At 67.8% G+C, this 26,601-nt stretch carries 25 protein-coding genes; 24 read left to right on the top strand and 1 reads right to left on the bottom strand.

The features are described 5' to 3' along the window. The first annotated feature begins 115 nt into the window (after nt 1–115). The 3 genes from ACWTPI_RS18080 to ACWTPI_RS18070 all read left to right on the top strand — a co-directional run bounded on the left by ACWTPI_RS18080 (nt 116) and on the right by ACWTPI_RS18070 (nt 7,599). Complete coding sequence (locus ACWTPI_RS18080; RefSeq protein WP_043366864.1) at nt 116–838, top strand: transposase; 723 nt, start codon at nt 116–118, stop codon at nt 836–838. Between the two features lie 423 nt (nt 839–1,261). Next, on the top strand, nt 1,262–5,989 hold the full coding sequence (locus ACWTPI_RS18075; protein ID WP_454732499.1) for a glutamate synthase-related protein: 4,728 nt from the start codon (nt 1,262–1,264) through the stop codon (nt 5,987–5,989). A gap of 134 nt (nt 5,990–6,123) precedes the next feature. Further along, nucleotides 6,124–7,599: a glutamate synthase subunit beta gene (locus tag ACWTPI_RS18070; RefSeq protein WP_454732288.1), complete on the top strand. Its 1,476-nt coding sequence runs from the start codon at nt 6,124–6,126 to the stop codon at nt 7,597–7,599. A 1,022-nt stretch (nt 7,600–8,621) separates the two neighbouring features. On the opposite strand, the gene ACWTPI_RS18065 is transcribed toward ACWTPI_RS18070, so the two are convergent. After that, a complete protein-coding gene (locus tag ACWTPI_RS18065; RefSeq protein ID WP_454732287.1) occupies nt 8,622–9,140 on the bottom strand; it encodes a GNAT family N-acetyltransferase in 519 nt (172 codons plus the stop codon). Between the two features lie 232 nt (nt 9,141–9,372). Between ACWTPI_RS18065 and ACWTPI_RS18060 the strand changes: the two genes are divergently transcribed. The 21 genes from ACWTPI_RS18060 (at nt 9,373) to ACWTPI_RS17960 (ending at nt 26,574) form a co-directional block, all read left to right on the top strand. Continuing rightward, complete coding sequence (locus ACWTPI_RS18060; RefSeq protein ID WP_454732286.1) at nt 9,373–10,551, top strand: Bug family tripartite tricarboxylate transporter substrate binding protein; 1,179 nt, start codon at nt 9,373–9,375, stop codon at nt 10,549–10,551. Between the two features lie 152 nt (nt 10,552–10,703). Further along, nucleotides 10,704–11,525, top strand: a complete 822-nt coding sequence (locus tag ACWTPI_RS18055; protein WP_059415979.1) for an ABC transporter ATP-binding protein — start codon at nt 10,704–10,706, stop codon at nt 11,523–11,525. Next, a complete protein-coding gene (gene mlaE, locus ACWTPI_RS18050; RefSeq protein WP_020202057.1) occupies nt 11,522–12,298 on the top strand; it encodes a lipid asymmetry maintenance ABC transporter permease subunit MlaE in 777 nt (258 codons plus the stop codon). The genes ACWTPI_RS18055 and mlaE overlap by 4 nt, the downstream gene beginning before the upstream one ends. Nucleotides 12,299–12,364: 66 nt before the next feature. Next, nucleotides 12,365–12,883: an outer membrane lipid asymmetry maintenance protein MlaD gene (gene mlaD / locus ACWTPI_RS18045; RefSeq protein ID WP_020202056.1), complete on the top strand. Its 519-nt coding sequence runs from the start codon at nt 12,365–12,367 to the stop codon at nt 12,881–12,883. Then, on the top strand, nt 12,883–13,707 hold the full coding sequence (locus ACWTPI_RS18040; RefSeq protein WP_020423719.1) for an MlaA family lipoprotein: 825 nt from the start codon (nt 12,883–12,885) through the stop codon (nt 13,705–13,707). The genes mlaD and ACWTPI_RS18040 overlap by 1 nt, the downstream gene beginning before the upstream one ends. Before the next feature lie 206 nt (nt 13,708–13,913). Then, nucleotides 13,914–14,537 (top strand): MlaC/ttg2D family ABC transporter substrate-binding protein, encoded by a 624-nt coding sequence (locus tag ACWTPI_RS18035; protein WP_029043394.1) that lies wholly within the window; start codon nt 13,914–13,916, stop codon nt 14,535–14,537. 129 nt (nt 14,538–14,666) lie between these two features. Continuing rightward, complete coding sequence (locus tag ACWTPI_RS18030; protein WP_454732285.1) at nt 14,667–14,984, top strand: STAS domain-containing protein; 318 nt, start codon at nt 14,667–14,669, stop codon at nt 14,982–14,984. 254 nt (nt 14,985–15,238) lie between these two features. After that, on the top strand, nt 15,239–16,189 hold the full coding sequence (locus ACWTPI_RS18025; RefSeq protein ID WP_020202052.1) for an ABC transporter ATP-binding protein: 951 nt from the start codon (nt 15,239–15,241) through the stop codon (nt 16,187–16,189). A 65-nt stretch (nt 16,190–16,254) separates the two neighbouring features. Continuing rightward, entirely contained in the window at nt 16,255–17,025 is a 771-nt protein-coding gene (locus tag ACWTPI_RS18020; protein WP_043365920.1) for an ABC transporter permease, read from the top strand. A gap of 75 nt (nt 17,026–17,100) precedes the next feature. Further along, a complete protein-coding gene (locus tag ACWTPI_RS18015; RefSeq protein WP_020202050.1) occupies nt 17,101–17,346 on the top strand; it encodes a BolA family protein in 246 nt (81 codons plus the stop codon). A 187-nt stretch (nt 17,347–17,533) separates the two neighbouring features. Further along, nucleotides 17,534–18,784, top strand: a complete 1,251-nt coding sequence (gene murA / locus ACWTPI_RS18010) for a UDP-N-acetylglucosamine 1-carboxyvinyltransferase (RefSeq protein WP_020202049.1) — start codon at nt 17,534–17,536, stop codon at nt 18,782–18,784. Between the two features lie 32 nt (nt 18,785–18,816). Then, entirely contained in the window at nt 18,817–19,479 is a 663-nt protein-coding gene (hisG, locus tag ACWTPI_RS18005; RefSeq protein WP_029043393.1) for an ATP phosphoribosyltransferase, read from the top strand. A gap of 64 nt (nt 19,480–19,543) precedes the next feature. Next, on the top strand, nt 19,544–20,881 hold the full coding sequence (gene hisD / locus ACWTPI_RS18000) for a histidinol dehydrogenase (protein WP_020202047.1): 1,338 nt from the start codon (nt 19,544–19,546) through the stop codon (nt 20,879–20,881). Nucleotides 20,882–20,930: 49 nt separating this feature from the next. Beyond that, complete coding sequence (gene hisC, locus ACWTPI_RS17995) at nt 20,931–22,031, top strand: histidinol-phosphate transaminase (protein WP_020202046.1); 1,101 nt, start codon at nt 20,931–20,933, stop codon at nt 22,029–22,031. A gap of 4 nt (nt 22,032–22,035) precedes the next feature. Further along, nucleotides 22,036–22,629 carry an imidazoleglycerol-phosphate dehydratase HisB gene (gene hisB / locus ACWTPI_RS17990; protein ID WP_020202045.1) on the top strand — a complete coding sequence of 198 codons (594 nt, stop codon included), beginning with the start codon at nt 22,036–22,038 and terminating at the stop codon, nt 22,627–22,629. A gap of 156 nt (nt 22,630–22,785) precedes the next feature. Continuing rightward, complete coding sequence (locus tag ACWTPI_RS17985) at nt 22,786–23,409, top strand: MarC family protein (protein ID WP_020202044.1); 624 nt, start codon at nt 22,786–22,788, stop codon at nt 23,407–23,409. Next, a complete protein-coding gene (hisH, locus tag ACWTPI_RS17980) occupies nt 23,406–24,059 on the top strand; it encodes an imidazole glycerol phosphate synthase subunit HisH (RefSeq protein WP_043365917.1) in 654 nt (217 codons plus the stop codon). Before ACWTPI_RS17985 ends, hisH begins: the two co-directional genes overlap by 4 nt. Before the next feature lie 95 nt (nt 24,060–24,154). Beyond that, on the top strand, nt 24,155–24,901 hold the full coding sequence (gene hisA / locus ACWTPI_RS17975; RefSeq protein WP_029043391.1) for a 1-(5-phosphoribosyl)-5-[(5-phosphoribosylamino)methylideneamino]imidazole-4-carboxamide isomerase: 747 nt from the start codon (nt 24,155–24,157) through the stop codon (nt 24,899–24,901). Nucleotides 24,902–24,980: 79 nt separating this feature from the next. Continuing rightward, a complete protein-coding gene (hisF, locus tag ACWTPI_RS17970) occupies nt 24,981–25,751 on the top strand; it encodes an imidazole glycerol phosphate synthase subunit HisF (protein WP_020202041.1) in 771 nt (256 codons plus the stop codon). Nucleotides 25,752–25,774: 23 nt separating this feature from the next. Then, complete coding sequence (gene hisI / locus ACWTPI_RS17965; protein WP_454732284.1) at nt 25,775–26,182, top strand: phosphoribosyl-AMP cyclohydrolase; 408 nt, start codon at nt 25,775–25,777, stop codon at nt 26,180–26,182. 11 nt (nt 26,183–26,193) lie between these two features. After that, a complete protein-coding gene (locus ACWTPI_RS17960) occupies nt 26,194–26,574 on the top strand; it encodes a phosphoribosyl-ATP diphosphatase (protein ID WP_020202039.1) in 381 nt (126 codons plus the stop codon). The last annotated feature ends 27 nt before the right edge of the window (nt 26,575–26,601 follow it).

Genomic DNA, 26,601 nt, shown 5'->3' with positions numbered 1-26,601 from the left:
TGCGGGGAGCGGGACGCCCCCGACAAATTGGGGACGGATCAGCGCGCGCCTGCGCTATCATCGGGTTTTGCCGGCGCGCCGCAAGGCGCCGGCGCCGATTCCCGCGTTTGCCCTCATGGCCCGACTTCCCCGCTTTTCGCCGACCGGCCTGCCCGCCCTCGTACTGCAGCGCGGCAACAACCGCCAGCCGGTCTTCCTCGGCCCCGACGACTACGTCCACTACCTGGACTGCCTGCGCATGGCCGCGCGCGAGCACGATCTCGCCATCCACGCCTACGCGCTGCGGCCCAACCACGTGCATCTGGTCGCCACGCCGCGCCAGGCCGACTCGCTCAGCCTGACCATGCAGGCGGTCGGGCGCCGCTACGCGCGCTACTTCAACCGCGCCGCGGGACGCACCGGCACGCTGTGGGACGGGCGCTTCCGCTCCGCGGTGTTCGACCCGGCACAGTGGCTGCTGCCGGCCATGCTGTACGTGGAAGGCAACGCCATGCGCGCCGGCGAGGTCGCGCAGCCCGAGGCGGACCGCTGGAGCAGCTACCGCCACCACGCCGGCATCGAGGCCAGCCCCTTTGTGAGCGATCACTCCGTCTACTGGGCGCTCGGCAATACGCCGTTCGAGCGCCAGTCCAACTACCGCGCGGTGGCGGCCGAGGGCCTGTCGCCGGCGGCGCTGGCCACGCTGCGCAGCCACGCGCACAGCGGCTGGCCGCTCGGCGACGCCGCTTTCCTGGCGCAGCTGGAGCGGCAGGGCACGCGCCGCGTGCAGCCGTTGCCGAAGGGCCGGCCGCCGGGGCGCAGCGCGGGCGGCATGGACCCCGAACCCGGTGCCGCGTAGGCGGCGGCGCGGCTTGAACCGTCGCGGTGCCCGATGTGCGCGGGACGGCGCGCGATGCACCAAAAAGTAATGTGTCCCCAAATAAAGACCATCCCGTTTGTGGTACGAGATTTAATATGTTCTGACCCCATTTAAATTTTTTGCGAGACGTGGATGATTCTTTTATAGTTCCTCCACCCACATTCATTGTGCGGCGCGTCACGCTTGCGTACGCCGCTGCGGCCCCGCTGTCCCTCTCGTCATCCCGCTCCCGGCCCCGGCCGGCCCAGGTGGCAGAGTGCGGTCCCCGTTCCGGTCTGCCCTGCTGGCTGCGCAGCCCTCACCGGAATCAAGCCCGTGGACCAATCGCAATCCCAATCGAAGCCAACGCTGGCGCAGGCCGCCGAGTCCGCCTCTGCCGCCGCCACGCACGCGCCCGCCTCGCTGCCGCAGGCCCAGGGCATGTACGACCCCGCCAATGAGAAAGACGCATGCGGCGTCGGCATGGTCGCCCACATCAAGGGCAAGAAGAGCCACGAGATCGTCCAGCAGGGCCTGAAGATCCTGGAAAACCTCGATCACCGCGGCGCGGTCGGCGCCGATGCGCTGATGGGCGACGGCGCGGGCATCCTGATCCAGATCCCGGACCAGTTCTACCGCGAGGAAATGGCCAGGCAGGGCGTGACCCTGCCGCCGTCGGGCGAGTACGGCGTGGGCATGATCTTCCTGCCCAAGGAACACGCCTCGCGCCTGGCCTGCGAGCAGGAGCTCGAGCGCACCGTGCGCCTGGAAGGCCAGGTCGTGCTGGGCTGGCGCGACGTGCCGGTGGACTGCAACATGCCGATGTCGCCGACCGTGCGCAAGACCGAGCCGGTGATCCGCCAGATCTTCATCGGGCGCGGCCGCGACATCATGACCACGGACGCGCTCGAACGTAAGCTCTACGTGATCCGCAAGACCGCCAGCCACGCCATCCAGGCGCTCAAGCTCAAGCACGGCAAGGAATACTTCGTGCCGTCGATGTCGGCGCGCACGGTGGTGTACAAGGGCCTGCTGCTGGCCAACCAGGTCGGCGAGTACTACCTCGACCTGCAGGACCCGCGCGCCGTGTCGGCGCTGGCCCTGGTGCACCAGCGCTTCTCCACCAACACCTTCCCGGCCTGGGAGCTGGCCCACCCGTACCGCATGGTCGCCCACAACGGCGAAATCAACACGGTCAAGGGCAACGTGAACTGGGTCAACGCGCGCACCGGCGCGATCTCCTCGCCGGTGCTCGGCGACGACCTGCCCAAGCTGTGGCCGCTGATTTACCCCGGCCAGTCCGACACCGCCTCGTTCGACAACTGCCTCGAGCTGCTGACGATGGCGGGCTACCCGCTCGTCCACGCGATGATGATGATGATCCCGGAAGCCTGGGAACAGCACACGCTGATGGACGACAACCGCCGCGCGTTCTACGAGTACCACGCCGCCATGATGGAGCCGTGGGACGGCCCCGCCGCGATCTGCTTCACCGACGGCCGCCAGATCGGCGCCACGCTGGACCGCAACGGCCTGCGCCCGGCGCGCTTCTACGTGACCGAGGACGACGTCGTGGTGCTGGCCTCGGAAGCCGGCGTGCTGCCGTTCCCCGAGTCGCGCATCGTGCAGAAGTGGCGCCTGCAGCCGGGCAAGATGTTCCTGATCGACATGGAGCAGGGCCGCATCATCGACGACAAGGAGCTCAAGGACAACCTGGCCAACGCCAAGCCGTACAAGAGCTGGATCGACGCCGTGCGCATCAAGCTCGACGAGCTCGAAGCCAAGCCCGAGGACGTGGCCGCCGAGAAGAAGCCCGACGCGCGCCTGCTGGACCGCCAGCAAGCGTTCGGCTACACCCAGGAAGACGTCAAGTTCCTGATGGCGCCGATGGCGCTGTCCGGCGAGGAAGCCACCGGCTCGATGGGCAACGACAGCCCGCTGGCCGTGCTCTCGTCCAAGAACAAGACGCTGTACCACTACTTCAAGCAGCTGTTCGCCCAGGTCACCAACCCGCCGATCGACCCGATCCGCGAGAACATGGTGATGTCGCTGGTGTCGTTCATCGGCCCGAAGCCGAACCTGCTCGAGCTCAACAACATCAACCCGCCGATGCGCCTCGAAGTGTCCCAGCCCGTGCTGGACTTCAAGGACATCGCCAAGATCCGCAACATCGAGCACTACACCGGCGGCAAGTTCCGTTCGTACGAGCTGAACATCTGCTATCCGAAGGCGTGGGGCAAGGAAGGCATCGAAGCGCGCCTGGCCTCGCTGTGCGCCGAAGCCGTTGACGCGGTGCGCTCGGGCTACAACATCCTGATCGTGTCGGACCGCCGCGTCGACGCCGAGCACGTCGCCATTCCCGCGCTGCTGGCCACCTCGGCGATCCACCACCACCTGGTGGACAAGGGCCTGCGCACCTCGGCCGGCCTCGTGGTGGAAACCGGCACCGCGCGCGAAGTGCACCACTTCGCGCTGCTGGCCGGCTACGGCGCCGAAGCCGTGCACCCGTACCTGGCGATGGAAACGCTGTCCGACATGGCGCAGGGCCTGTCCGGCGACCTCTCGTCCGAGAAGGCGGTCAAGAACTTCGTCAAGGCGATCGGCAAGGGCCTGCAGAAGGTGATGTCCAAGATGGGCATCTCCACCTACATGTCGTACACCGGCGCGCAGATCTTCGAAGCGATCGGCCTGTCGCGCGAGCTGGTGCAGAAGTATTTCCACGGCACCGCCTCGAACGTCGAAGGCATCGGCATCTTCGAGGTGGCCGAGGAAGCGCTGCGTCTGCACCGCGACGCGTTCGGCGACAACCCGGTGCTCGAGGGCATGCTCGAGACCGGCGGCGAGTACGCGTTCCGCATCCGCGGCGAAGAGCACATGTGGACGCCGGACTCGGTGGCCAAGCTGCAGCACGCCGTGCGCGCCGACGAAGGCCGCGGCGCGTACCAGACCTACAAGGAATACGCCAACATCATCAACGACCAGAGCCGCCGCCACATGACGCTGCGCGGCCTGTTCGAGTTCAAGGTCGACCCGGCGCGCGCGATCCCGCTCGAGGAAGTCGAGTCGGCCAAGGACATCGTCCGGCGTTTCGCCACCGGCGCCATGTCGCTGGGCTCGATCTCGACCGAGGCCCACGCCACGCTGGCCGTGGCGATGAACCGCATCGGCGGCAAGTCCAACACCGGCGAAGGCGGCGAGGACGAGAAGCGCTACCGCAACGAGTTGCGCGGCATTCCCATCAAGCAGGGCGACACCATGCAGGGCCTGCTGGGCCCGGATGCCGTGGTGCGCGACCTGGAACTGCAGGCCGGCGACTCGCTGCGCTCGAAGATCAAGCAGGTGGCCTCGGGCCGGTTCGGCGTGACCGCCGAATACCTGGCCTCGGCCGACCAGATCCAGATCAAGATGGCGCAGGGCGCCAAGCCCGGCGAAGGCGGCCAGCTGCCCGGCCACAAGGTGTCGGACTACATCGGCAAGCTGCGCTACTCGGTGCCGGGCGTCGGCCTGATCTCGCCGCCGCCGCACCACGACATCTACTCGATCGAGGATCTGGCGCAACTGATCCACGACCTGAAGAACGTCAACCCGGTCTCCGACATCTCGGTCAAGCTGGTGTCCGAAGTGGGCGTGGGCACCGTGGCCGCGGGCGTGGCCAAGGCCAAGGCCGACCACGTGGTGATCGCCGGCCATGACGGCGGCACCGGCGCCTCGCCGCTGTCGTCGATCAAGCATGCCGGCACGCCGTGGGAACTGGGCCTCGCCGAGACCCAGCAGACCCTGATGCTCAACGGCCTGCGCAACCGCATCCGCGTGCAGGCCGACGGCCAGATGAAGACCGGCCGCGACGTGGTCATCGGCGCGCTGCTGGGCGCCGACGAGTTCGGCTTCGCCACCGCGCCGCTGGTGGCCGAAGGCTGCATCATGATGCGCAAGTGCCACCTGAACACCTGCCCGGTGGGCGTGGCCACGCAGGACCCGGTGCTGCGCAAGAAATTCCAGGGCAAGCCCGAGCACGTGGTGAACTTCTTCTTCTTCATCGCCGAAGAAGCGCGCGAGATCATGGCGCAGTTGGGCATCCGCACGTTCAACGAGCTGATCGGCCGCGCCGACCTGCTCGACACCCGTGCCGGCATCGAGCACTGGAAGGCGCGCGGCCTCGATTTCTCGCGCGTGTTCTACCAGGCGCCGATCGCCGCCGAAGTGCCGCGCTACCACACCGACACGCAGGATCACGGCCTGTCGGTCGAAGCCGGCAAGGCGCTCGACCACGTGCTGATCGCCAAGGCGCGCCCGGCCATCGACAAGGGCGAGCGCGTGTCGTTCATCCAGCCGGTCAAGAACGTCAACCGCACGGTCGGCGCGATGCTGTCCGGCGTGGTGGCCAAGCAGTACGGCCATGAAGGCCTGCCCGACGACACCATCCACATCCAGTTGCAGGGCACCGCCGGCCAGTCCTTCGGCGCGTTCCTCGCGCACGGCGTCACGCTGGACCTGGTGGGCGACGGCAACGACTACGTCGGCAAGGGCCTGTCGGGCGGGCGCGTGATCGTGCGCGCGCCGCACGAGTTCCGCGGCGATCCGACCCGCAACATCATCGTCGGCAACACGGTGCTGTACGGCGCCATCGCCGGCGAGGCGTTCTTCAACGGCGTGGCCGGCGAGCGCTTCGCGGTGCGCAACTCGGGTGCCTCCGCCGTGGTGGAAGGCACCGGCGACCACGGTTGCGAGTACATGACCGGCGGCACGGTGGTGGTGCTGGGCGGCACCGGGCGCAATTTCGCGGCCGGCATGTCGGGCGGCGTGGCCTACGTCTACGACGAGGACGGCCTGTTCGACAAGCGCTGCAACACCTCGATGGTCGCGCTCGAAACGGTGCTGGCGTCGGCGGATCAGGAAAAGGGTCAGTCGCCCGCTTCCTGGCACAAGGTCGGCGGCAAGCGCCAGCTCGACGAGGCCATCCTCAAGGGCCTGATCGAGCAGCACTTCCGCTTCACCGGCTCCGAGCGCGCCAAGGCGCTGCTGGCCGACTGGGCCACGGCGCGCCGCAAGTTCGTCAAGGTCTTCCCGACCGAGTACAAGCGCGCCCTGGGCGAGATGTACGCGAAGGAACAGGAAGCGAAGGACAGCGACCGGGAAGCCATCGCCGCCTGAGTTCGCAGGCAGGGCCCGCGGGCCCGACCAAGCAGGAGCGGCGGCGCGGCCCGCGCCGCCGGCTCACAAGATACTGACCTCACAGCGGGGCCGGCGCATGCGCCGGTGCCGCCCAGCAAGACCAAGGACGCAACATGGGTAAGGCGACTGGCTTTCTCGAATTTCCGCGCCAGAACGAAGGTTACGAGCCCGTAACCAAGCGCGTGAAGCACTACAAGGAATTCGTCTTCGCGCTGTCCGACAGCGAAGCGAAGATCCAGGGCGCGCGCTGTATGGACTGCGGCATCCCGTTCTGCAACAACGGCTGCCCGGTCAACAACATCATCCCCGACTTCAACGACCTGGTGTACCGCCAGGACTGGAAGTCGGCGATCCAGGTGCTGCACCAGACCAACAACTTCCCCGAGTTCACCGGCCGCATCTGCCCGGCGCCGTGCGAGGCCGCCTGCACGCTCGGCATCAACGAGCTGCCGGTCGGCATCAAGTCGATCGAGCACGCCATCATCGACAAGGCCTGGGAAGAAGGCTGGGTCGCGCCGCAGCCGGCGAAGCACAAGACCGGCAAGACCGTGGCCGTGGTCGGCTCCGGCCCCGCCGGCATGGCCGCCGCGCAGCAACTGGCGCGCGCCGGCCACGACGTGACCGTGTTCGAGAAGAACGACCGCATCGGCGGCCTGCTGCGCTACGGCATCCCCGACTTCAAGATGGAGAAGACGCTGATCGACCGCCGCATCGAGCAGATGCAGTCCGAAGGCGTGACCTTCCGCCCCGGCGTGATGGTGACCGATGGCGAACTGCCGGCCGGCATCAAGAACTACGCGCGCGAAACCATCTCGGCGCAGGCGCTGCAGGACCAGTTCGACGCCGTCGTGCTGGCCGGCGGCTCGGAAGTGCCGCGCGACCTGCCCGTGCCCGGCCGCGAGCTGGCCGGCGTGCACTACGCGCTGGAATTCCTGATCCCGCAGAACAAGGAAGTCGCCGGCGACGGCCCCAACGAGATCCGCGCCGAAGGCAAGCACGTGATCGTGATCGGCGGCGGCGACACGGGTTCCGACTGCGTTGGCACCTCCAACCGCCACGGCGCCGAGTCGATCGTCCAGTTCGAGCTGCTGCCGCAGCCGCCGGAAGAAGAAAACAAGCCGCTGGTGTGGCCGTACTGGCCGATCAAGCTGCGCACCTCGTCGTCGCACGACGAAGGCTGCGAGCGCGACTGGTCGGTGGCGACCAAGGAATTCATCGGCGGGGAAGGCAAGGACAGCGGCAAGATCACCGCGCTCAAGGCCTGCCGCGTGGAGTGGAAGGACGGCAAGATGCAGGAAGTGCCGGACAGCGAGTTCATCCTCAAGGCCGACCTCGTGCTGCTGGCGATGGGCTTCACCAACCCGGTCGGCTCGCTGCTCTCGGCGTTCGGCGTGGATACCGATGCGCGCAAGAACGCGCGTGCCGCCACCGAAGGCGAGCGGGCGTATCAGACCAATGTGCCCAAGGTGTTTGCCGCCGGCGACGTGCGTCGCGGGCAGTCACTGGTGGTGTGGGCGATTCGTGAGGGGCGCCAGGCGGCACGGTCGGTGGATGCGTTCCTGATGGGGCATTCTGAATTGCCGAGGTAAGTTTTTTTTTGTGCCTTGCCGGCTGTGGGTTGGCTGGTGGACCCGCCTTGGGGCTGTGAGCCTGGGGCGGGTTTTTTGTTTTTTTGCTGGGGGTTTTGAGTTTGGTGTCAACTGGTTGATTTTGAAGTCGGTGTCTTAACGTTGGCTGCTGAACGTCAAAGTCAACTTCTTAACGTCAACGGCTGAACGTCAACATCAAAGTCAAAGGCTTTCGCTCCCCCGGAGCGACCTACTTTCTTTTCCCCGAAAAGAAAGTAGGCAAAGAAAGCGGGCTGCCTGGCCGGCAGGGGCAGAGCCGAACAGGGATGCTGGTTGTTGGTGGTTTCGTGGTGGGGGTGGTGGTTCTGCTGGGGTTCTGCCGGTACCGGTTTTGGCGGCCACTGTCTCTCGGGTGGTGTTCGATTCGTGGTGGCGCTGCATGATGGCGGTGGCCCAGGCCCTTCGGGCTGCTGCCGCGACCGGGGCGGAGGGGATCGTCGTAGGGGCGGTGCTGGTTTCGTGGTGGGCGTGGTGGCCCCCATTCGATCTCAGTGCCAAACGGTTTTGACTTGAGAGGCAATCCGATTCAAAGCAACCCAGCACACCCGCGCTGGGTCCACCGCGCCCACCATGAAACCAGTGCCGGTGCTACGCCGTGACCGCCAAAACCGGTAACGGCAGATGCCCGAACCAGCAGTGTGCCGGCCATCATAGGTCTGACCCCGCAACCCATACCGCCAGCCAGATCGTGGCCAGCCGAACCGGTAACGGCAGGATGCCAGCAGAACCACAGGCCCCACCACGAAACCACCAACAAGAGAAATCCCAACGTTTCTGCCCCTGCCGGCCAGGCAGCCCGCTTTCTTTGCCTACTTTCTTTTCGGGGAAAAGAAAGTAGGTCGCTCCGGGGGAGCGAAAGCCTTTGACTTTGACTTTGATGTTGACTTTGACGTTCAGCCGTTGACGTTCAACCCTTGAATTCGATATTAAGTAATTGATTTAAAATAAAAAAATTTCCTCATCGAAGTCAGGCAGATCCGCAACTAAACTTCTCTCTCCATCAACACCGCATCGTCCCCATAGGCCGCCAGTTTGGCGGACAACGCCGCTCCCGCCGGCGCAATCTGCTGATAGCCCAGCCGGCCCCACCAGCCGGCCGCCGACTGCACCGCGACCAGCCGCGACGAGCGCATCCCTGCGTCGAGCGCCGCCGCCCGCGCTGCCTGCCAGAGCCGCAAGGCCAGGCCTTGCCCCTGCCCGGCGGGCGCCACCGCCATGTCGTGCACGAACCAGGTGAGTTCGCCGCCGTCCCAGTGCCTGGCCAGCAGGCCGTCGAACGGCGGCAGGCTGTCCTGCGGCCACATGTGGGTGAACAGGTAGGCGGCCAGCGCCTCGGGCCGGCCCGCCGGCGCGGCGACCCAGCAGGTGGCGGGCGAGAGCGCCAGCCGGCTGGCCAGCGCCGCGCCGGATTCGTGCAGCGTGCCGCGGTAGCACTGCGCCTGGATGCCGAGCACGGCGGGCAGGTCGGCGGGCGTCATCGGACGGAGGATGGATTCGCGCATGGATTGGCTCATGGCCGGCGATTATAGACGGCGGCCCGGCGCGGGTTTGCGGGGTGCCGCGCATCGGCCCGGCGGCCCGCACAGGGTTGTCCCGGCTATGGTTAACGTGGTCTGTGCGGCTCTGGCCATTGTTCGTAGAATGAACCGCACAATCAGAACAAAGACTGCCTCGCTCATCCCCTTTTCAGCCGACCCATATGTCACCGGCAACGCCCGTGGCTCGGAGGAGTTGATGTCCGAAGTGCGCATGTTTTCGCGGCTTTGGCGAGGTAAGGCGAAGTTGCTTCACCCCGCGGCAGAGCCGTCCCGTTGGTTGCCACCGCCGCGCGCCGGTCGTCGGCCCGGCTTGTTGCCTGCCCCGCGCCGTCTTGCGGCGCGCGCCCTGGCGCTTTGCCTCGGCGGCGTGCTGTCCGCCGCCGGCGGGGCCTGCCTGGCCCGGCCCGCGGCGCCATCGTCTGCCTCGGCCTCGGCCACGACCTCGGCCGCCACTCCGGCCAGCTACGCCCGTCCGATCTCGTTTCCCGCGCGCCCGGTGCGCCTGATCGTGCCGTTCCCGGCCGGCGGCGTGCCGGACGCGGTGGCGCGCATGCTGGCCGAGCGGCTGGCGGCGCGCCTGGGCGTGTCGGTGGACGTGGACAACCGGCCCGGCGCGGGCGGCACCACGGCCGGCGACGTGGTGGCCAAGGCCAGCTCGGACGGCCATACGCTGCTGTTCCACCAGGCCACCATGCTGATCCAGCCCGGCCTGGAGCCGGTGCCCTACGACGTGGTGCGCGACTTCACGCCGGTGGCGCGGGTCGCCACCATGCCGCTGTTCCTGGTGATCGACGCGCGCCTGCCGATGCGCACGCCGCAGCAGTGGCTGACCGCGGTCAAGGCCAGCCCGGCTTCGTACAGCTACGGCTCCGGGCAGGCCGGCAGCCCTTCGCACCTGTATGCGGAATACGCGGTGCACGGCGTGCCCAACGGCGTGCCGCTGGTGACGGCCAAGGGGGAGGGCGCGGTGGTGCAGGAGATGCTCGCGGGCCGCATCAGTGCCTGTTTCTGCTCTTATGCCGCGGTGCAGGGCCACGTCCGCAACGGCAACCTGCGGCTGCTGGGCGTAACCGGCACGGCGCGCTCGCCGCTTGCGCCGGCGGTGCCCACGCTGCAGGAGTCGGGGCTGGACGGCTACGGCGCGGGCGCCTGGTTCGGCGTGATCGCGCCGGCCAAGACGCCGCACGCGATCGTCGCGCGGCTGGCCGGCGAGCTCGATGCCGTCATGGGCGAGCGCGAGGTGCGCGACCGCCTGCTGGCGGCGGGGCTGACGCCGCTGCGCGACTCGCCGGAAGCGTTCGCCACCGCGATCCGCTCCGAGTCGATCCAGTGGCAGGTGATCCTGCGGCAGGCGGGCGGGCCGACGGAGCCATAGCCGGATCTGAAATATGTGTTTCGAACGGCACGTCAGCCGCAAAAAGTGATGAAACAATTATTTGCAGCCGATGGATGTGGATTGCGCCACACTGCTCCGGGCATGGCTAGGTACTAGCCCTTATAATGGCGGACTGCCAAAACGGTGCAAACGTGACGGAATCCGCCTCAAACCTCGTCGAGCTCAACGCTGTCGACTTCGCCTACACGGCGGGCGGCAAGCCTATCCTGTCGGGCCTCAGCATGCGTTTCCCGCGCGGCAAGGTGGTCGCCGTCATGGGCGGCTCGGGCTGCGGCAAGACTACCGTGATGCGCCTGATCGGCGGCCAGGTCCGGCCGCAGCAGGGCGAAATCCTGTTCAACGGCGCCAACATCCCCGCGCTGGACCGCGACGGCCTGTACGCCGTGCGGCGCCAGATGGGCATGCTGTTCCAGTTCGGCGCGCTGTTCACCGATCTCTCGGTGTTCGACAACGTTGCCTTCCCCTTGCGTGAACATACCGACCTGCCCGAGTCGATGATCCGCGACCTGGTGCTGATGAAGCTCAACGCGGTCGGCCTGCGCGGCGCGCGCGACCTGATGCCCTCGGAGATCTCCGGCGGCATGGCGCGCCGGGTGGCGCTGGCCCGCGCGATCGCGCTGGACCCGGCGCTGCTGATGTACGACGAGCCGTTCGCCGGGCTGGACCCGATCTCGCTGGGCCTGACCGCGCGCCTGATCCGCAGCCTCAACGAGGCGCTCGGCGCCACCACCATCATCGTCTCGCACGACGTCAACGAGACCTTCCAGATCGCCGACTACGTCTATTTCATCGCCGACGGCCGCATCGTCGCCGAGGGCGAGCCCGAGGCGCTGCGCGCCTCGGCCGACCCCTTTGTGCACCAGTTCGTCCATGCCGAGGCCGACGGCCCGGTGCCGTTCCACTATCCTGGGCCGTCGCTGGCCGACGACTTCACCGGCGAGGCCGCCCGATGATGGGATTCTTCACCAATATCGGTGCCGCGGTGCGGCGCTCCGTGAACGGCCTGGGCCACGCCACGCGCATGTTCTTCACGGTGCTGGCGATGTCGCCGGCGCTGCTGCGGCGCTTCCGGCTGGTGAGCGACCAGATCTTCTTCGTCGGCAACCTGTCGCTGGTGATCATCGCCGTATCGGGGCTGTTCGTCGGCTTCGTGCTCGGTTTGCAGGGCTATTACACGCTCAACCGCTACGGCTCGGAGCAGGCGCTCGGCCTGCTGGTGGCGCTGTCGCTGGTGCGCGAGCTGGGGCCGGTCGTGACCGCGCTGCTGTTCGCCGGGCGCGCCGGCACCTCGCTGACCGCCGAAATCGGCTTGATGAAGGCCGGCGAACAACTCACCGCAATGGAGATGATGGCGGTGAACCCGCTGCAGCGCGTGATCGCGCCGCGCTTCTGGGCGGGCGTGGTGGCCATGCCGGTGCTGGCCGCGATCTTCAGCGCGGTCGGCATCCTCGGCGGCTACGTGGTCGGCGTGCAGATGATCGGCGTGGACGCGGGCGCGTTCTGGTCGCAGATGCAGGGCGGCGTGGACGTGCGCGCCGACGTGCTCAACGGTGTCATCAAGAGCTTTATCTTCGGCGTCGCGGTGACGTTCATCGCCCTGTACCAGGGTTATGAGGCCAAGCCCACGCCCGAAGGCGTATCGCGCGCCACCACGCGGACCGTGGTGATCGCCTCGCTGGCGGTGCTGGCGCTGGATTTCCTGCTGACGGCGCTGATGTTCAGCTGAGCCGGCAGGGCCGTTGTCCCCATCCGGCCCGTTGCCGCGGTGCAGTATTTGAAAAAGAGACGAGAGATGAAAAGAAATACCCTCGATTTCTGGGTTGGCCTGTTCGTGGTGGCGGGCTTCGTCGCGCTGCTGTTCCTGGCCCTGAAGGCCGGCAACATGAGCTCGCTGTCGTTCCAGCAGACCTATGCCGTGCAGGCGCGCTTCGACAACATCGGCGGCCTCAAGCCGCGCGCGCCGGTCAAGAGCGCCGGGGTGGTGGTGGGCCGCGTGGCGGACATCCGCTTCGACGACAAGACCTACCAGGCCACCGTGTCGCTGAACCTGGAGACGCGCTACCAGTTTCCCAAGGACACCTCGGCCAAGATCCTCACCTCGGGCCTGCTCGGCGAGCAGTACATCGGCCTCGAGGCGGGCGGCGACACCGCCATGCTGGCCGACGGCGGGCGCATCACCATGACGCAGTCGGCCGTGGTGCTGGAAAACCTGATCGGGCAGTTCCTCTATAACAAAGCCGCGGACGCGGGTGCCGGCGGCAACAACGCGGGCGGGAGCGCGGCCAGCGCCCCCGCAGGGGGAGTGAAATGATGCGCAAACGGGTCGCCGCGTCATGGCGCGGGGGGCAGAAGTGGCTGGCCGCGGCCGCGGCCGCCTTGTTGATGGCGGGTTGCGCGACGGGGCCCACGGCGAATCCGCAGGACCCGATCGAGCCGTTCAACCGGCAGGTCCAGCGCGTCAACGACGGCGTCGACAAGGTCGTGCTCAAGCCGGTCGCGCAGCTCTATACCGACTACGTGCCCTCGCCGATCCGCACCGCGATCGACAACGCGTTCTCCAACGTCAGCGATGTCTACTCGGCCATCAACAACCTGCTGCAGGGCAAGCCCACGCGCGCGGCGGAAGACACCATGCGCGTGGCGATCAACAGCGTGCTGGGCATCGGCGGCCTGATCGACATCGCCACCCCGGCCGGGCTGCCCAAGTACAAGGAAGACTTCGGCCAGACCCTCGGCGTGTGGGGCGTGCCGGCTGGCCCGTACCTGGTGCTGCCGCTGTTCGGGCCGAGCACGGTGCGCGATACCGCCGGCATGCTGGTGGACCGCCAGATGGACCCGCTGGCGTACGTGGACCCGATCTGGGTCCGCAATACGCTGACCGGGGTGCGCGTCGTCAGCACGCGTGCCTCGCTGCTGAGCGCGTCCAACCTGATCGAGGAAGCCGCGCTGGACAAATACAGCTTCCTGCGCGATGCCTACCTGCAGCGCCGCCAGTACCAGATCTATGATGGCAATCCACCGCAGAGCGAGGATGACGGCGAGCCGTCCGCGCCGCCGGCCGATGCCCAGCAGGAAAACCAGGCGCTGCCCACGCCGCCGGTGCAGATGCCGCCCGGCATCCGTTTTCCGCGCTGAGCGCGCCCGCCGCGCCGCGCCATGCGTGACGCGGTTGTGAGCGTTGCAACAAAACGTATGGATGTGGCGCCGGAAGCCTCGGCGCCGCGAACTCCCCGGGTGCGCCCGACTCCAACCGGGCGTGACCACCAACCGGCCGGAGGCCGGGATACGCGAGGACGCCGCACCGCGGCATACCCTGCGTCAGATTGACAAGGAAGAAGATGATGATGAAGCGACTGTTGCTGCCTTTTCTTGCCGTGGCTGCCTTTGCCGGCGCCGCCCATGCCCAGGCGCAGGATGCCAGCACGCCCGATGGCCTGGTCAAGGCCGTGGTCGGCGACGTGATGGCCACCGTGCGGGCCGACAAGGACATGCAGGCCGGCAATATCGGCAAGATCTCGGCGCTGGTCGAGCAGAAGATCCTGCCCAACGCGGACTTCCAGCGCACTACCCAGATCGCGATGGGCCGCAACTGGTCCAAGGCCTCGCCGGAACAGCAGAAGCAGATCACCGACGAATTCAAGACCCTGCTGATCCGCACCTATTCGGGCGCGATCGCGCAGATCCGCGACCAGCAGGTGCAGTTCCGCCCGTACCGCGGCGCGCCGGACGACACCGACGCCACCATCCGCACCCAGGTCATCAACAAGGGCGACCCGATCCAGCTGGACTACCGCCTCGAGAAGACCCCGCAGGGCTGGAAGGTCTATGACATCAACGTGCTGGGCGCCTGGCTGACCGAGGCGTACAAGGGCAGCTTCAACACCATCGTCGGCCAGCAGGGCGTGGAAGGCGTGGTCAAGACGCTGCAGGACCGCAATCGCCAGCTCGCCAACGCCAAGAACTGAGGCATGCCGCGCCGGTTGCGGCGCAGCATGCGCGGCCGAAGTGTTCTACAATGGGCGCACCCGCCCCGACTGGCGGGTGCGCCGTTCAGTTCCTGAAGTCCCTTATCCGCAAAGTCCTGGCTCCCTTCGATGCTCTCGCTCGACACTTCGCTGACCAACCGCAACGCCGCCGCCGTGCTGCGTGACGGGCTGGCTCGCCTGGCTCAGGGCGAAGACCGGGTGGACTGCAGCGCGCTGGCCCAGGTGGATTCCGCCGCGGTCGCCGTGCTGCTGGCCTGGCAGCGCGATGCCGCCGGCCGCGGGCAGGTCCTGTCCTTCGTCGGCGTGCCGGCGCAACTGGCCCAGCTGGCCACGCTGTACGGCGTCGACTCCCTGCTGCAACTGACGCCCGCCGCGGACGCCGGCGCGCCGTCCGACGCTTCTCACCGGGCTTCCCACCGACATTGAACCGGCATCCGTGGCAGGCCGCCGTGCTGGCGCCTGCTACCGCGATGCCCGGGCGATGGCACGCGCCACGCCTCGCGCACACAGCGGGACTGCTCCCGCATCCCCTATAATTCCGGGTTGTTCGACCGTTCCGGCACAAAAAGGCACGGACCAGACGCAAGACCCGGTCGAAGCACCCAAGGCGGTCCCCGCCATTTCAAGGAGGCCGGCGCGCGAGCCCGCAGCCCGCAGCGCCTGCCAAACAGTATCCGGCCATGAAAGCCATCGAACTCACCGATGTTCGCAAGCGCTACCGCAACCTGCAGGCGCTCAAGGGCGTCAGCTTCACCGTCGAGCGCGGCGAATTCTTCGGCCTGCTCGGCCCCAACGGTGCCGGCAAGACCACGCTGATCTCCATTCTCGCGGGCCTGAACCGCGCCGATTCCGGCAGCGTGCGCGTGCTCGGCCACGATGTCGTGTCCGATTACCGGCTGGCGCGCCGCATGCTGGGCGTGGTGCCGCAGGAGCTGGTCTTCGATCCGTTCTTCACCGTGCGCGAGACGCTGCGCCTGCAGTCGGGCTACTTCGGCCTGACCCGCAACGACGACTGGATCGACGAGATCATGGCCAACCTCGATCTCACCAACAAGGCCGACAGCAACATGCGCCAGCTCTCCGGCGGCATGAAGCGCCGCGTGCTGGTGGCGCAGGCGCTGGTGCACCGCCCGCCCGTGATCGTGCTCGACGAGCCGACCGCCGGCGTGGACGTGGAGCTGCGCCAGACGCTGTGGAAGTTCATCTCGCGCCTGAACCGCGAAGGCCACACCATCATCCTCACCACGCACTACCTGGAAGAGGCCGAGGCGCTGTGCGACCGCATCGCCATGCTCAAGTTCGGCGAGGTGGTGGCGCTGGACCGCACCAGCAACCTGCTGAGCCAGTTCGCCGGCCTGCAGCTTGCGCTGACATTTTCGCGTGGTACCTTGCCGCCCGCGCTGGAGCCGCTGCGCATGCCCGCCAACCCGGGCGAGCGCGCGGTGCGCCTGCGCCTGTCCGGCTACCCGGCGGTCGAGCCGATCCTGGCCGCCTGCCGCGAAGCCGGCTGCGAGATCGAGGACATGGAAATCAACAAGGCGGACCTGGAGGACGTGTTCGTGCAGATCATGCGCCGCGAAGGCCATATGCCCGGCGCGCTGCCGGATACGGCGGTGGAGGCCGCAGCATGAAGATGCCGACCGAATTCGACCGCGCGACGGATGTCCCGGACGCTCTCAACGCGCACCTGGCGCCGATGGCGGTGGGCGGCCTGGTGGGCTTCCGCACGCTGCTCTACAAGGAAGTGCTGCGTTTCTGGAAGGTCAGCTTCCAGACCGTGGCCGCGCCCGTGCTCACGGCGATCCTCTACCTGCTGATCTTCGGCCACGTGCTCGAAGACCGCGTGAAGGTGTACGACCAGATCAGCTACACCGCCTTCCTGGTGCCCGGCCTGGTGATGATGAGCGTGCTGCAGAATGCGTTCGCCAACAGCTCGTCGTCGCTGATCCAGTCCAAGATCACCGGCAACCTGGTGTTCATCATGCTGCCGCCGCTGTCGCACTGGGAGATGTTCGGCGCCTACGTGGTGGCCTCCGTGGTGCGCGGGCTGGCCGTGGGCCTGGGCGTGCTGCTGGTGACTGCGTGGTTCGCGCACCTGCATTTCGCCTACATCGGCTGGATCCTGGCGTTCGCGCTGCTGGGCGCGGCCATCCTCGGCACGCTGGGGCTGATCGCCGGCATCTGGGCGGAGAAGTTCGACCAGCTCGCCGCGTTCCAGAATTTCCTGATCATGCCGGCCACGTTCCTGTCCGGCGTGTTCTACTCGATCCACTCGCTGCCCCCGTTCTGGCAGGCGGTGTCGCACGCCAACCCGTTCTTCTACATGATCGACGGCTTCCGCTACGGCTTCTTCGGCGTCTCCGACGTGGCGCCGGCCTACAGCCTGGCGGTGGTGGGCACGGCCTTCGTGGTGCTCGCGGCCGTCGCGCTGCGCATGCTCAAGAGCGGCTACAAGCTGCGCCACTGAACGCCGCCCGCCGACGCCAACCCGACGCCAATCCGCCGCCACCGGCCCGCACGCGAACCAACGCCAATACTCATCATGCTGCCTACACCGCAACAAGTCAGGGACTACATCGCCCAGGGCCTGCCCTGCGAACACCTCGAAGTGGAGGGCGACGGCCAGCACTTCTTCGCCACCATCGTGAGCGCCCAGTTCGACGGCAAGCGCCTGATCCAGCGCCACCAGCAGGTCTACGCCGCGCTGGGCGAGCGCATGCGCGCCGAGATCCACGCGCTGTCGATGAAGACGCTGACGCCGGCCGAATGGCAGGCGCAGGCCAAGTAAGCCACAGCAAGCCACGCCGCTCGGAACATCAAGCTGGCCGCCCGACAGGCCGGACGTGACAAACAGGGCCGCCCGGCGCGGCCCGCGGGTACCAGACACCGCGGACGGGCACGCCGATGCGCCGGCCGCGGAATGTGACGAACGATGCCGGGCGCGCACCATGCGCACCGGCCGGAAAAGACAGAAGATGGACAAACTCGAGATCCAGGGCAATGGCCCGCTGCGCGGCGAGATCCGCGTCTCGGGCGCCAAGAATGCCGCGCTGCCGATCCTGTGCGCGGGGCTGCTGGCGGCCGATACCGTATCGCTCGACAACGTGCCCAACCTGCAGGACGTCAGCACCACGCTCAAGCTGCTGCGCCAGATGGGCATGCAGGCCGTGCAGGACGGCGCGCGCGTCACGCTCGACGGCACCGGCGTCAACCTGCCCGAGGCGCCCTACGAACTGGTGAAGACCATGCGCGCCTCGATCCTGGTGCTCGGCCCGCTGGTGGCGCGCTTCGGCGAGGCGCGCGTGTCGCTGCCCGGCGGCTGCGCCATCGGCGCGCGCCCGGTCGACCAGCACATCAAGGGCCTGCAGGCGATGGGCGCCGAGATCGCCATCGAGCACGGCTTCATCCACGCCCGCGCCAGGCGCCTGAAGGGCACGCGCGTGGTGACGGACATGATCACCGTGACCGGCACCGAGAACCTGCTGATGGCCGCCACGCTGGCCGAGGGCGAGACCGTGCTGGAGAACGCCGCGCGCGAGCCGGAAGTGACCGACCTGGCCAACCTGCTGGTCAAGATGGGCGCGCGCATCGACGGCATCGGCACCGACCGCCTGGTGGTGCAGGGCGTGGCGCGCCTGCACGGCGCCAGCCACACCGTGATCGGCGACCGCATCGAGGCCGGCACCTTCCTGTGCGCGGCCGCGGCCACGCTGGGCGACGTGGTGCTGCGCGGCATCCCGCCGGGCATCCTGGACGCGGTGCTCGACAAGCTGCGCGAGACCGGCGCGGCGATCGAGACCGGCGAGGACTGGATCCGCCTGAGCATGGCCCGCCGCCCGCAGCCGGTCGGCTTCCGCACCTCGGAATACCCCGCCTTCCCCACCGACATGCAGGCGCAGTTCATGGCGCTCGACAGCATCGCTGGCGGCGTGGCGCGCATCACCGAGACCATTTTCGAGAACCGCTTCATGCACGTGCAGGAGCTCAACCGGCTCGGCGCGGACATCGCGGTCGAAGGCAACACCGCGGTCGTGACCGGCGTGCCCCGGCTGTCGGGCGCCAGGGTGATGGCCACCGACCTGCGCGCCTCGGCCAGCCTGGTGATCGCCGGCCTGGTGGCCGAGGGCGAGACCGTGATCGACCGCATCTATCACCTCGACCGCGGCTACGACCGCATGGAAGACAAGCTGTCGGCAGTCGGCGCGAAGATTCGCCGCATCGCCTGAGCGAGACGACAGCAGACAGAACAAGGACGCAGATGAGCCCCTCCCCGAACCAGTTGACGCTGGCCCTCTCCAAAGGCCGGATCTTCACCGAAACCATGCCGCTGCTCGAGGCGGCCGGCATCCACGTGACCGAGGATCCCGAAACCTCGCGCAAGCTGATCCTGCCCACCTCCGACCCGGACGTGCGCGTCATCATCGTGCGCGCCTCGGACGTGCCGACCTACGTGCAGTACGGCGCGGCCGACTTCGGCGTGGCGGGCAAGGACGTGCTGATGGAGCACGGCATGGCCGGGCTCTACGCGCCGATCGACCTGAACATCGCCCGCTGCCGCATGTCGGTGGCGACCTCGGCCGGCTTCGACTACGCCAGCGCCGTGCGCCAGGGCGCGCGCCTGGCGGTGGCCACCAAGTATGTGCAGACCGCGCGCGAGCACTTCGCCAAGAAGGGCGTGCACGTGGACCTGATCAAGCTGTATGGCTCGATGGAACTCGGGCCGCTGGTGGGGCTGGCCGACGCCATCGTCGACCTGGTCAGCACCGGCGGGACCTTGCGCGCCAACAACCTGGTCGAAGTGGAGGAGATCGCGCAGATCTCGTCGCGCCTGGTGGTCAACCAGGCTGCCCTCAAGCTCAAGCGCGAGCGGCTGGCCCCGATTCTCGAGGCGTTCGAACGCGCTTCGGCCGCGCTGGCCTGAAGCCGCGTGCGATGAAGAGGGTGCGATGGAGACGGACAAGGGCATGGACCCGGAGACTGGAGTCATGAACGAATACGCTATGGAAAATCTCGCAATCCGCCGGCTGGATTCGACCGAACCGGATTTCGCGGCCGCGCTGCGCCACGTGCTGGCCTTCGAGGCCGGCGAGGATGAGGCCATCGACCGCGCCGCGGCGCAGATCCTGGCCGACGTGAAGGCCCGCGGCGACGCCGCGGTGCTGGAATACACCGAGCGCTTCGACCGCGTGAAGGCCGGCTCGATGGCCGCGCTGGAACTGTCGCAGGCCGAGCTCGAAGCCGCGCTCGAGGAGCTCGAGCCCAAGCGCCGCGCGGCGCTGGAAGCGGCCGCGGCGCGCGTGCGCGCCTACCACGAGAAGCAGAAGATCGAGTGCGGCAGCCACAGTTGGGAGTACACCGAGTCCGACGGCACCGTGCTGGGCCAGAAGGTGACGCCGCTGGACCGCGTCGGCATCTACGTGCCGGGCGGCAAGGCCGCCTATCCGTCCTCGGTGCTGATGAACGCGATTCCGGCGCGCGTGGCCGGCGTCAAGGAAGTCATCATGGTCGTGCCCACGCCGGGCGGCGTGCGCAACGAGCTGGTGCTGGCCGCGGCGCAGATCGCCGGCGTGGACCGGGTGTTTACCATCGGCGGCGCGCAGGCGGTGGGGGCGCTGGCCTACGGCACCGCCACGCTGCCGCAGGTCGACAAGATCGTCGGCCCCGGCAACGCCTACGTGGCCGCGGCCAAGCGCCGCGTGTTCGGCACGGTGGGCATCGACATGATCGCCGGCCCGTCCGAGATTCTCGTCATCTGCGACGGCACCACCGACCCCGACTGGGTGGCGATGGACCTGTTCTCGCAGGCCGAGCATGACGAGCTGGCGCAGTCGATCCTGCTGTGCCCGGACTCCAACTACCTCGCGGAAGTGGAGCAGAGCATACATCGCCAGATCAAGGCCATGCCGCGCCGCGACGTGATCCGCGCCTCGCTGTCCGGCCGCGGCGCGCTGGTGCGCGTGCGCGACATGGACGAGGCCTGCGAGATCGCCAACGCGATCGCGCCCGAGCACCTGGAGATTTCCGCCGAGAACCCGCGCCACTGGGCCGAGAAGATCCGCCACGCCGGCGCGATCTTCCTGGGCCGCTACACCAGCGAGTCGCTGGGCGACTACTGCGCCGGCCCCAACCACGTGCTGCCCACCTCGCGCACCGCGCGCTTCTCGTCGCCGCTGGGCGTGTACGACTTCCAGAAGCGCTCGAGCCTGATCGAGGTGAGCGAGCAGGGCGCGCAGATGCTCGGCCAGATCGCCGCCGAGCTGGCCTACGGCGAGGGCCTGCAGGCCCACGCGCGCAGCGCGGAGTACCGCCTGCGGCGCAATTGAGGCAACCACCGGTTTCACCACCACCCAGACCATCCAAGAGGTAACGTCAATGTCAGCAGTCCAGCCTTCCCTGATCGAACGCATCATCCGTGACGACGTGCGCGCCATGGGCGCCTATCATGTGGCGGAGTCGCACGGTCTGGTGAAGCTGGACGCGATGGAGAACCCCTACCGCCTGCCCGACGCGCTGCGCGACCAGCTCGCCGCGCGCCTGGCCGAGGTGGCGCTCAACCGCTACCCGGTGCCCAGCAGCGAAGCGCTGCGCGCGCGCCTGAAGACGGTGATGCAGGTGCCGGCGGGCATGGACGTGCTGCTCGGCAACGGCTCCGACGAGCTCATCAGCATCCTGGCGCTGGCCGTGGCCAGGCCCGGCGCCAAGGTGCTGGCCCCGGTGCCGGGCTTCGTCATGTACGCCATCTCGGCGCAGTTCGCCGGCGTGGGGTTCGTCGGCGTGCCGCTCAAGGCGGATTTCACGCTCGACCGCGCCGCCATGCTCGCGGCGATGGCCGAGCACCAGCCCGCCGTGGTCTATCTGGCCTACCCGAACAATCCGACCGGCAACGCGTTCGACGCGGCCGACATGGAAGCCATCGTGCGCGCGGCGCAGGGCGAGGTCAGCCACAGCCTGGTGGTGGTGGACGAGGCCTACCAGCCGTTCGCGCACGACACCTGGATGCCGCGCCTGGCCGAGTTCGGCAACCTGCTGGTGATGCGCACGGTGTCCAAGCTGGGGCTGGCCGGCATCCGCCTGGGCTACCTCGCCGGCGCGCCCGAGTGGCTGTCGCAGCTCGACAAGGTGCGCCCGCCGTACAACGTCAACGTGCTGACCGAGGCCACCGCGCTGTTCGTGCTCGAACACGTCGACGTGCTCGACCAGCAGGCCGCGCTGCTGCGCGCCGAGCGCACCGCCGTGGCGGCGGCGCTGGCGGCCATGCCGGGGGTGACGGTATTCCCCAGCGACGCCAATTTTCTGCTGGCGCGCGTGCCCGACGCCGCGCGCGTGTTCGACGGCGTGCTCGCGCGCAAGGTATTGATCAAGAACGTGAGTAAAATGCACCCGTTGCTGGCCAATTGTCTGCGCGTTACGGTCAGCACTCCCGAAGAGAACGCGCAATTTCTCGCCGCCTTTGCCGCGGCGTTGCAGGATTAACACCATGCGTGTTGCAGAGGTCACCCGCAATACATCGGAGACGCAGATCCGCGTTTCCCTGAATCTCGACGGCACCGGCCGCCAGAAGCTGGCGTCGGGCGTGCCGTTCCTCGACCACATGCTGGACCAGATCGCCCGCCACGGCATGTTCGACCTCGAGGTCGAAGCCACCGGCGACACGCACATCGACGACCACCACACGGTGGAGGACATCGGCATCGCCTTCGGCCAGGCCGTTGCCAAGGCCATCGGCGACAAGAAGGGCATCACCCGCTACGGCCACAGCTACGTGCCGCTGGACGAATGCCTGTCGCGCGTCGTCATCGATTTCTCCGGCCGGCCCGGCCTGGAATTCCACGTGCCGTTCACGCGCGCGCGCGTCGGCAGCTTCGACGTGGACCTCACCATCGAGTTCTTCCGCGGCTTCGTCAACCATGCCGCGGTCACGCTGCATGTCGACAACCTGCGCGGCATCAATGCCCACCACCAGTGCGAGACCGTGTTCAAGGCCTTCGGCCGCGCGCTGCGCATGGCGGTGGAGATGGACCCGCGCGCGGGCAACACGATTCCCTCGACCAAGGGCACCCTGGTAGGCTGAGTCGCGCCGGCGCGCGGCGATCCGCGCGGCCGGCCAGGCGCCTGCGGCAACCTCCGATCAACGCGGTACCGATGCAGACCCGACGCGGGACCCGCGCGCAGCCGTGCCACGGCGCGCGCGGGCGCCGCGCCAGACCAACCGACCAGGCCCGACCCGATGGATACGCTCAAGTCGTTCATCTCGCTGCTGGCGCTGATCAATCCGATCGGGGCGATCCCGTTCTTCATCAGCCTGACCACCCAGCAGACCGAGGAGGAAAAGCTGCGCACCATCCGGATCGCGTCGGTCTCGGTGGCGATCGTGGTCGGCATCTCGGCCTTGCTCGGCCAGCAGATCATCGAGTTCTTCAATATCTCGGTGGCCTCGCTGCAGGTGGGCGGGGGCCTCATCATGATCATGATGGCCATGAACATGCTGAACGCCCAGACCAGCCGCACCCGGGCCACGCCGGAGGAGGAGGACGAGGCCGAAGCCAAGGCCAGCGTCGCGGTGGTGCCGCTGGCGCTGCCGCTGCTGACCGGGCCCGGCTCGATCAGCACGGTGATCGTCTATGCCGGCAAGACGCAGCACTGGTACCAGTTGCTGATCCTGGTCGGGATCGGGGTGGTGCTTGGCGCAGTGGTATATATGACGTTCCGCGCCGCTGACCCGATCGCCCGCGTGATCGGGCGCACCGGCATCAATATCGGCACGCGGCTGATGGGGCTGATCCTGTCGGCGCTGGCCGTAGAATTCATTGTGGACGGGCTGAAGACATTGTTGCCTGTTTTGAAATCATGACTACCATAGCAATTGTGGATTACGGCATGGGCAACCTGCGCTCCGTGGCGCAGGCACTGCGTGCCGCGGCGCCGGAGGCGGATGTTCAGGTGGTGGACCGCCCCGAGGCGATCCGCGCGGCGGACCGCGTGGTGCTGCCGGGCCAGGGCGCGATGCCGGACTGCATGGCGGCGCTCGGCGCGTCGGGCCTGCAGGAGGCCGTGATCGAGGCCGCCGCCAGCAAGCCGCTGCTCGGCGTGTGCGTTGGCGAACAGATGCTGTTCGACCTGAGCAAGGAAAGCAGGATCGCGGGCGGCAGCACGCCGTGCCTGGGCCTGCTGCCGGGCGAGGTCATCCGCTTCGAGCTCGACGGGCTGACCCAGCCGGACGGCTCGCGCTACAAGGTGCCGCAGATGGGCTGGAACCGCGTGAGGCAGGTCCGCAGCCATCCGCTGTGGGCAGGCATTCCCGACAATAGCTGGTTCTATTTCGTGCACAGCTACTTCGTGCATGCGCAGGATCCGGCGCATATTGCCGGCGAGACCGACTATGGCGTCGTATTTACGAGCGCGGTGGCGCGCGATAATATTTTTGCCACGCAGTTCCACCCGGAGAAGAGCGCCGCCATGGGCTTGCAGATCTACCGGAACTTCGTGCACTGGCATCCCTGACCCTGAGGTAACGGCTTTACCGGGACCGGGCCGGACGGCCATGCTGGCCTAGGCTCATCTTTCTTCTCTTTCAATCAAACACGCTCTTCACGCTTATGTTGCTCATTCCGGCCATCGACCTGAAGGACGGTCAATGTGTACGCCTCAAACAAGGCGACATGGACCAGGCCACCGTCTTTTCCGAAGATCCCGCCGCCATGGCACGTCACTGGGTGGAACAGGGCGCGCGGCGCCTGCACCTGGTCGACCTCAATGGGGCGTTCGTGGGCAAGCCCCGCAATGAGGCCGCCATCAAGGCCATCATCGCCGAGGTCGGCGACGAGATCCCCGTGCAGCTCGGCGGCGGCATCCGCGACCTCAACACCATCGAGCGCTGGCTCGACGGTGGCCTGTCCTACGTGATCATCGGCACGGCCGCGGTCAAGAACCCGGGTTTCCTCAAGGACGCGTGCTCGGCGTTCGGCGGCCACATCATCGTCGGCCTCGACGCCCGCGAGGGCAAGGTCGCCACCGACGGCTGGAGCAAGCTGACCGGCCACGAGGTCGCCGACCTCGCGCGCAAGTACGAAGACTATGGCGTCGAAGCCATCATCTACACCGACATCGGCCGCGACGGCATGCTGCAAGGCATCAACATCGATGCCACCGTCAAGCTGGCGCAGTCCGCGGCCATTCCCGTGATTGCCAGCGGCGGGCTGTCGAACCTGGCCGACATCGAACGCCTGTGCGGCGTGCAGAAGGATGGCGTCGAAGGCGTCATCTGCGGCCGCGCCATCTACTCCGGCGACCTGAACTTCGCCGAAGCCCAGACGCTGGCCGACAAGCTCGGCGCCGAGCAGTAAGACCCCGCGCGTTGCCGCGCGACAGTTGCAGCCGCCAGCGCCCGCGAGAGCCAGGCGCCGGCGGCGGGCAAGGAACCTCATGCTAGCCAAACGTATCATCCCCTGCCTCGACGTGACCAACGGGCGGGTGGTCAAGGGTGTCAACTTCGTCGAATTGCGCGACGCGGGGGACCCGGTCGAGATCGCCCGCCGCTACGATGAGCAGGGCGCCGATGAAATCACTTTCCTGGACATCACCGCGACCAGCGACGGCCGCGACCTGATCCTGCACATCATCGAGGCGGTCGCCTCGCAGGTCTTCATCCCGCTCACGGTGGGCGGCGGCGTGCGCGCCGTGGAAGACGTGCGGCGCCTGCTCAATGCCGGCGCGGACAAGATCAGCGTCAACTCCTCGGCCATCGCCAACCCGCAGCTGGTGTCCGATGCCACCGCGCGCTACGGTTCGCAGTGCATCGTGGTGGCGATCGACGCCAAGCGCAGCTCCGCGCCGGGCGAGCCGGCGCGCTGGGAAGTCTTCACCCACGGCGGGCGCAAGGCGACCGGGCTCGACGCGGTCGAATGGGCGCGCGAGATGACCGCGCGCGGCGCCGGCGAACTGCTTCTCACCAGCATGGACCGCGACGGCACCCGCAGCGGCTTCGACCTCGAGCTCACGCGCGCGGTCAGCGACGCGGTATCGGTGCCGGTGATCGCCTCGGGCGGGGTGGGCGGGCTGCAGGACCTGGCCGACGGCATCAAGCTCGGCCGCGCCGACGCGGTGCTGGCCGCCAGCATCTTCCACTACGGCGAGCACACCGTGGGCGAGGCGAAGGCATTCATGGCCCGCGAGGGCATCCCGGTGCGGATCTGAACTCTGGAACACGGCGAACCGACATGGCAAAGAAGTGGCTCAACAAGGTGAAGTGGGACGACAACGGCCTGGTGCCGGTGATCGTCCAGGAAGTCGGCTCGAACGACGTACTCATGTTTGCGTTCATGAACCGCGAAGCGCTCCAGCGCACCGCGGAGATCGGCGAGGCCGTGTTCTGGTCGCGCTCGCGCAAGCGCCTGTGGCACAAGGGCGAGGAATCCGGCCACGTGCAGAAGGTGCATGAGATGCGCCTGGACTGCGACGAGGACGTGGTGCTGCTCAAGGTCACGCAGGACGGCGGCATCGCCTGCCACACCGGGCGGCACTCCTGCTTCTTCCAGAAATTCGAGGGCGACGGCGAGAACGGCGACTGGCAGACCGTGGAGCCGGTGCTCAAGGACCCGTCCACCATCTACGCGGCCAAGCCATGAGCCAGGGCGACATGCAAGACGAAACCCGGACAAGCAGCGCCGACGTGCTGGCCCGCCTGGCCGCGGTGCTGGAATCGCGCAAGCCCGAGAACGGCGGCGATCCCGACAAATCCTACGTGGCGCGCCTGTTCCACAAGGGCGACGACGCCATCCTGAAGAAGATCGGCGAGGAAGCCACCGAGACCGTGATGGCCGCCAAGGATGCGCGCGCCGCCGGGCTCGGCGCGGAAGCCGTCGGCAAGGTGGTCTACGAGGTGGCCGATCTCTGGTTCCACAGCATGGTGCTGCTGGCCCGCTTCGGACTGGAGCCGGCCGACGTGGTCAACGAGCTGGCCCGCCGCGAGGGCCTGTCCGGCCTCGAGGAAAAGGCGCGGCGCGGGCCCGGCGCCTGACGGTTTGCCGCAGGCGCCGGTGATCCG

Source organism: Cupriavidus ulmosensis (genome assembly GCF_977008105.1).
The sequence above is the reverse complement of the archived record's forward strand: the minus strand, read 5'-3'. Positions and strand labels throughout refer to the sequence as shown.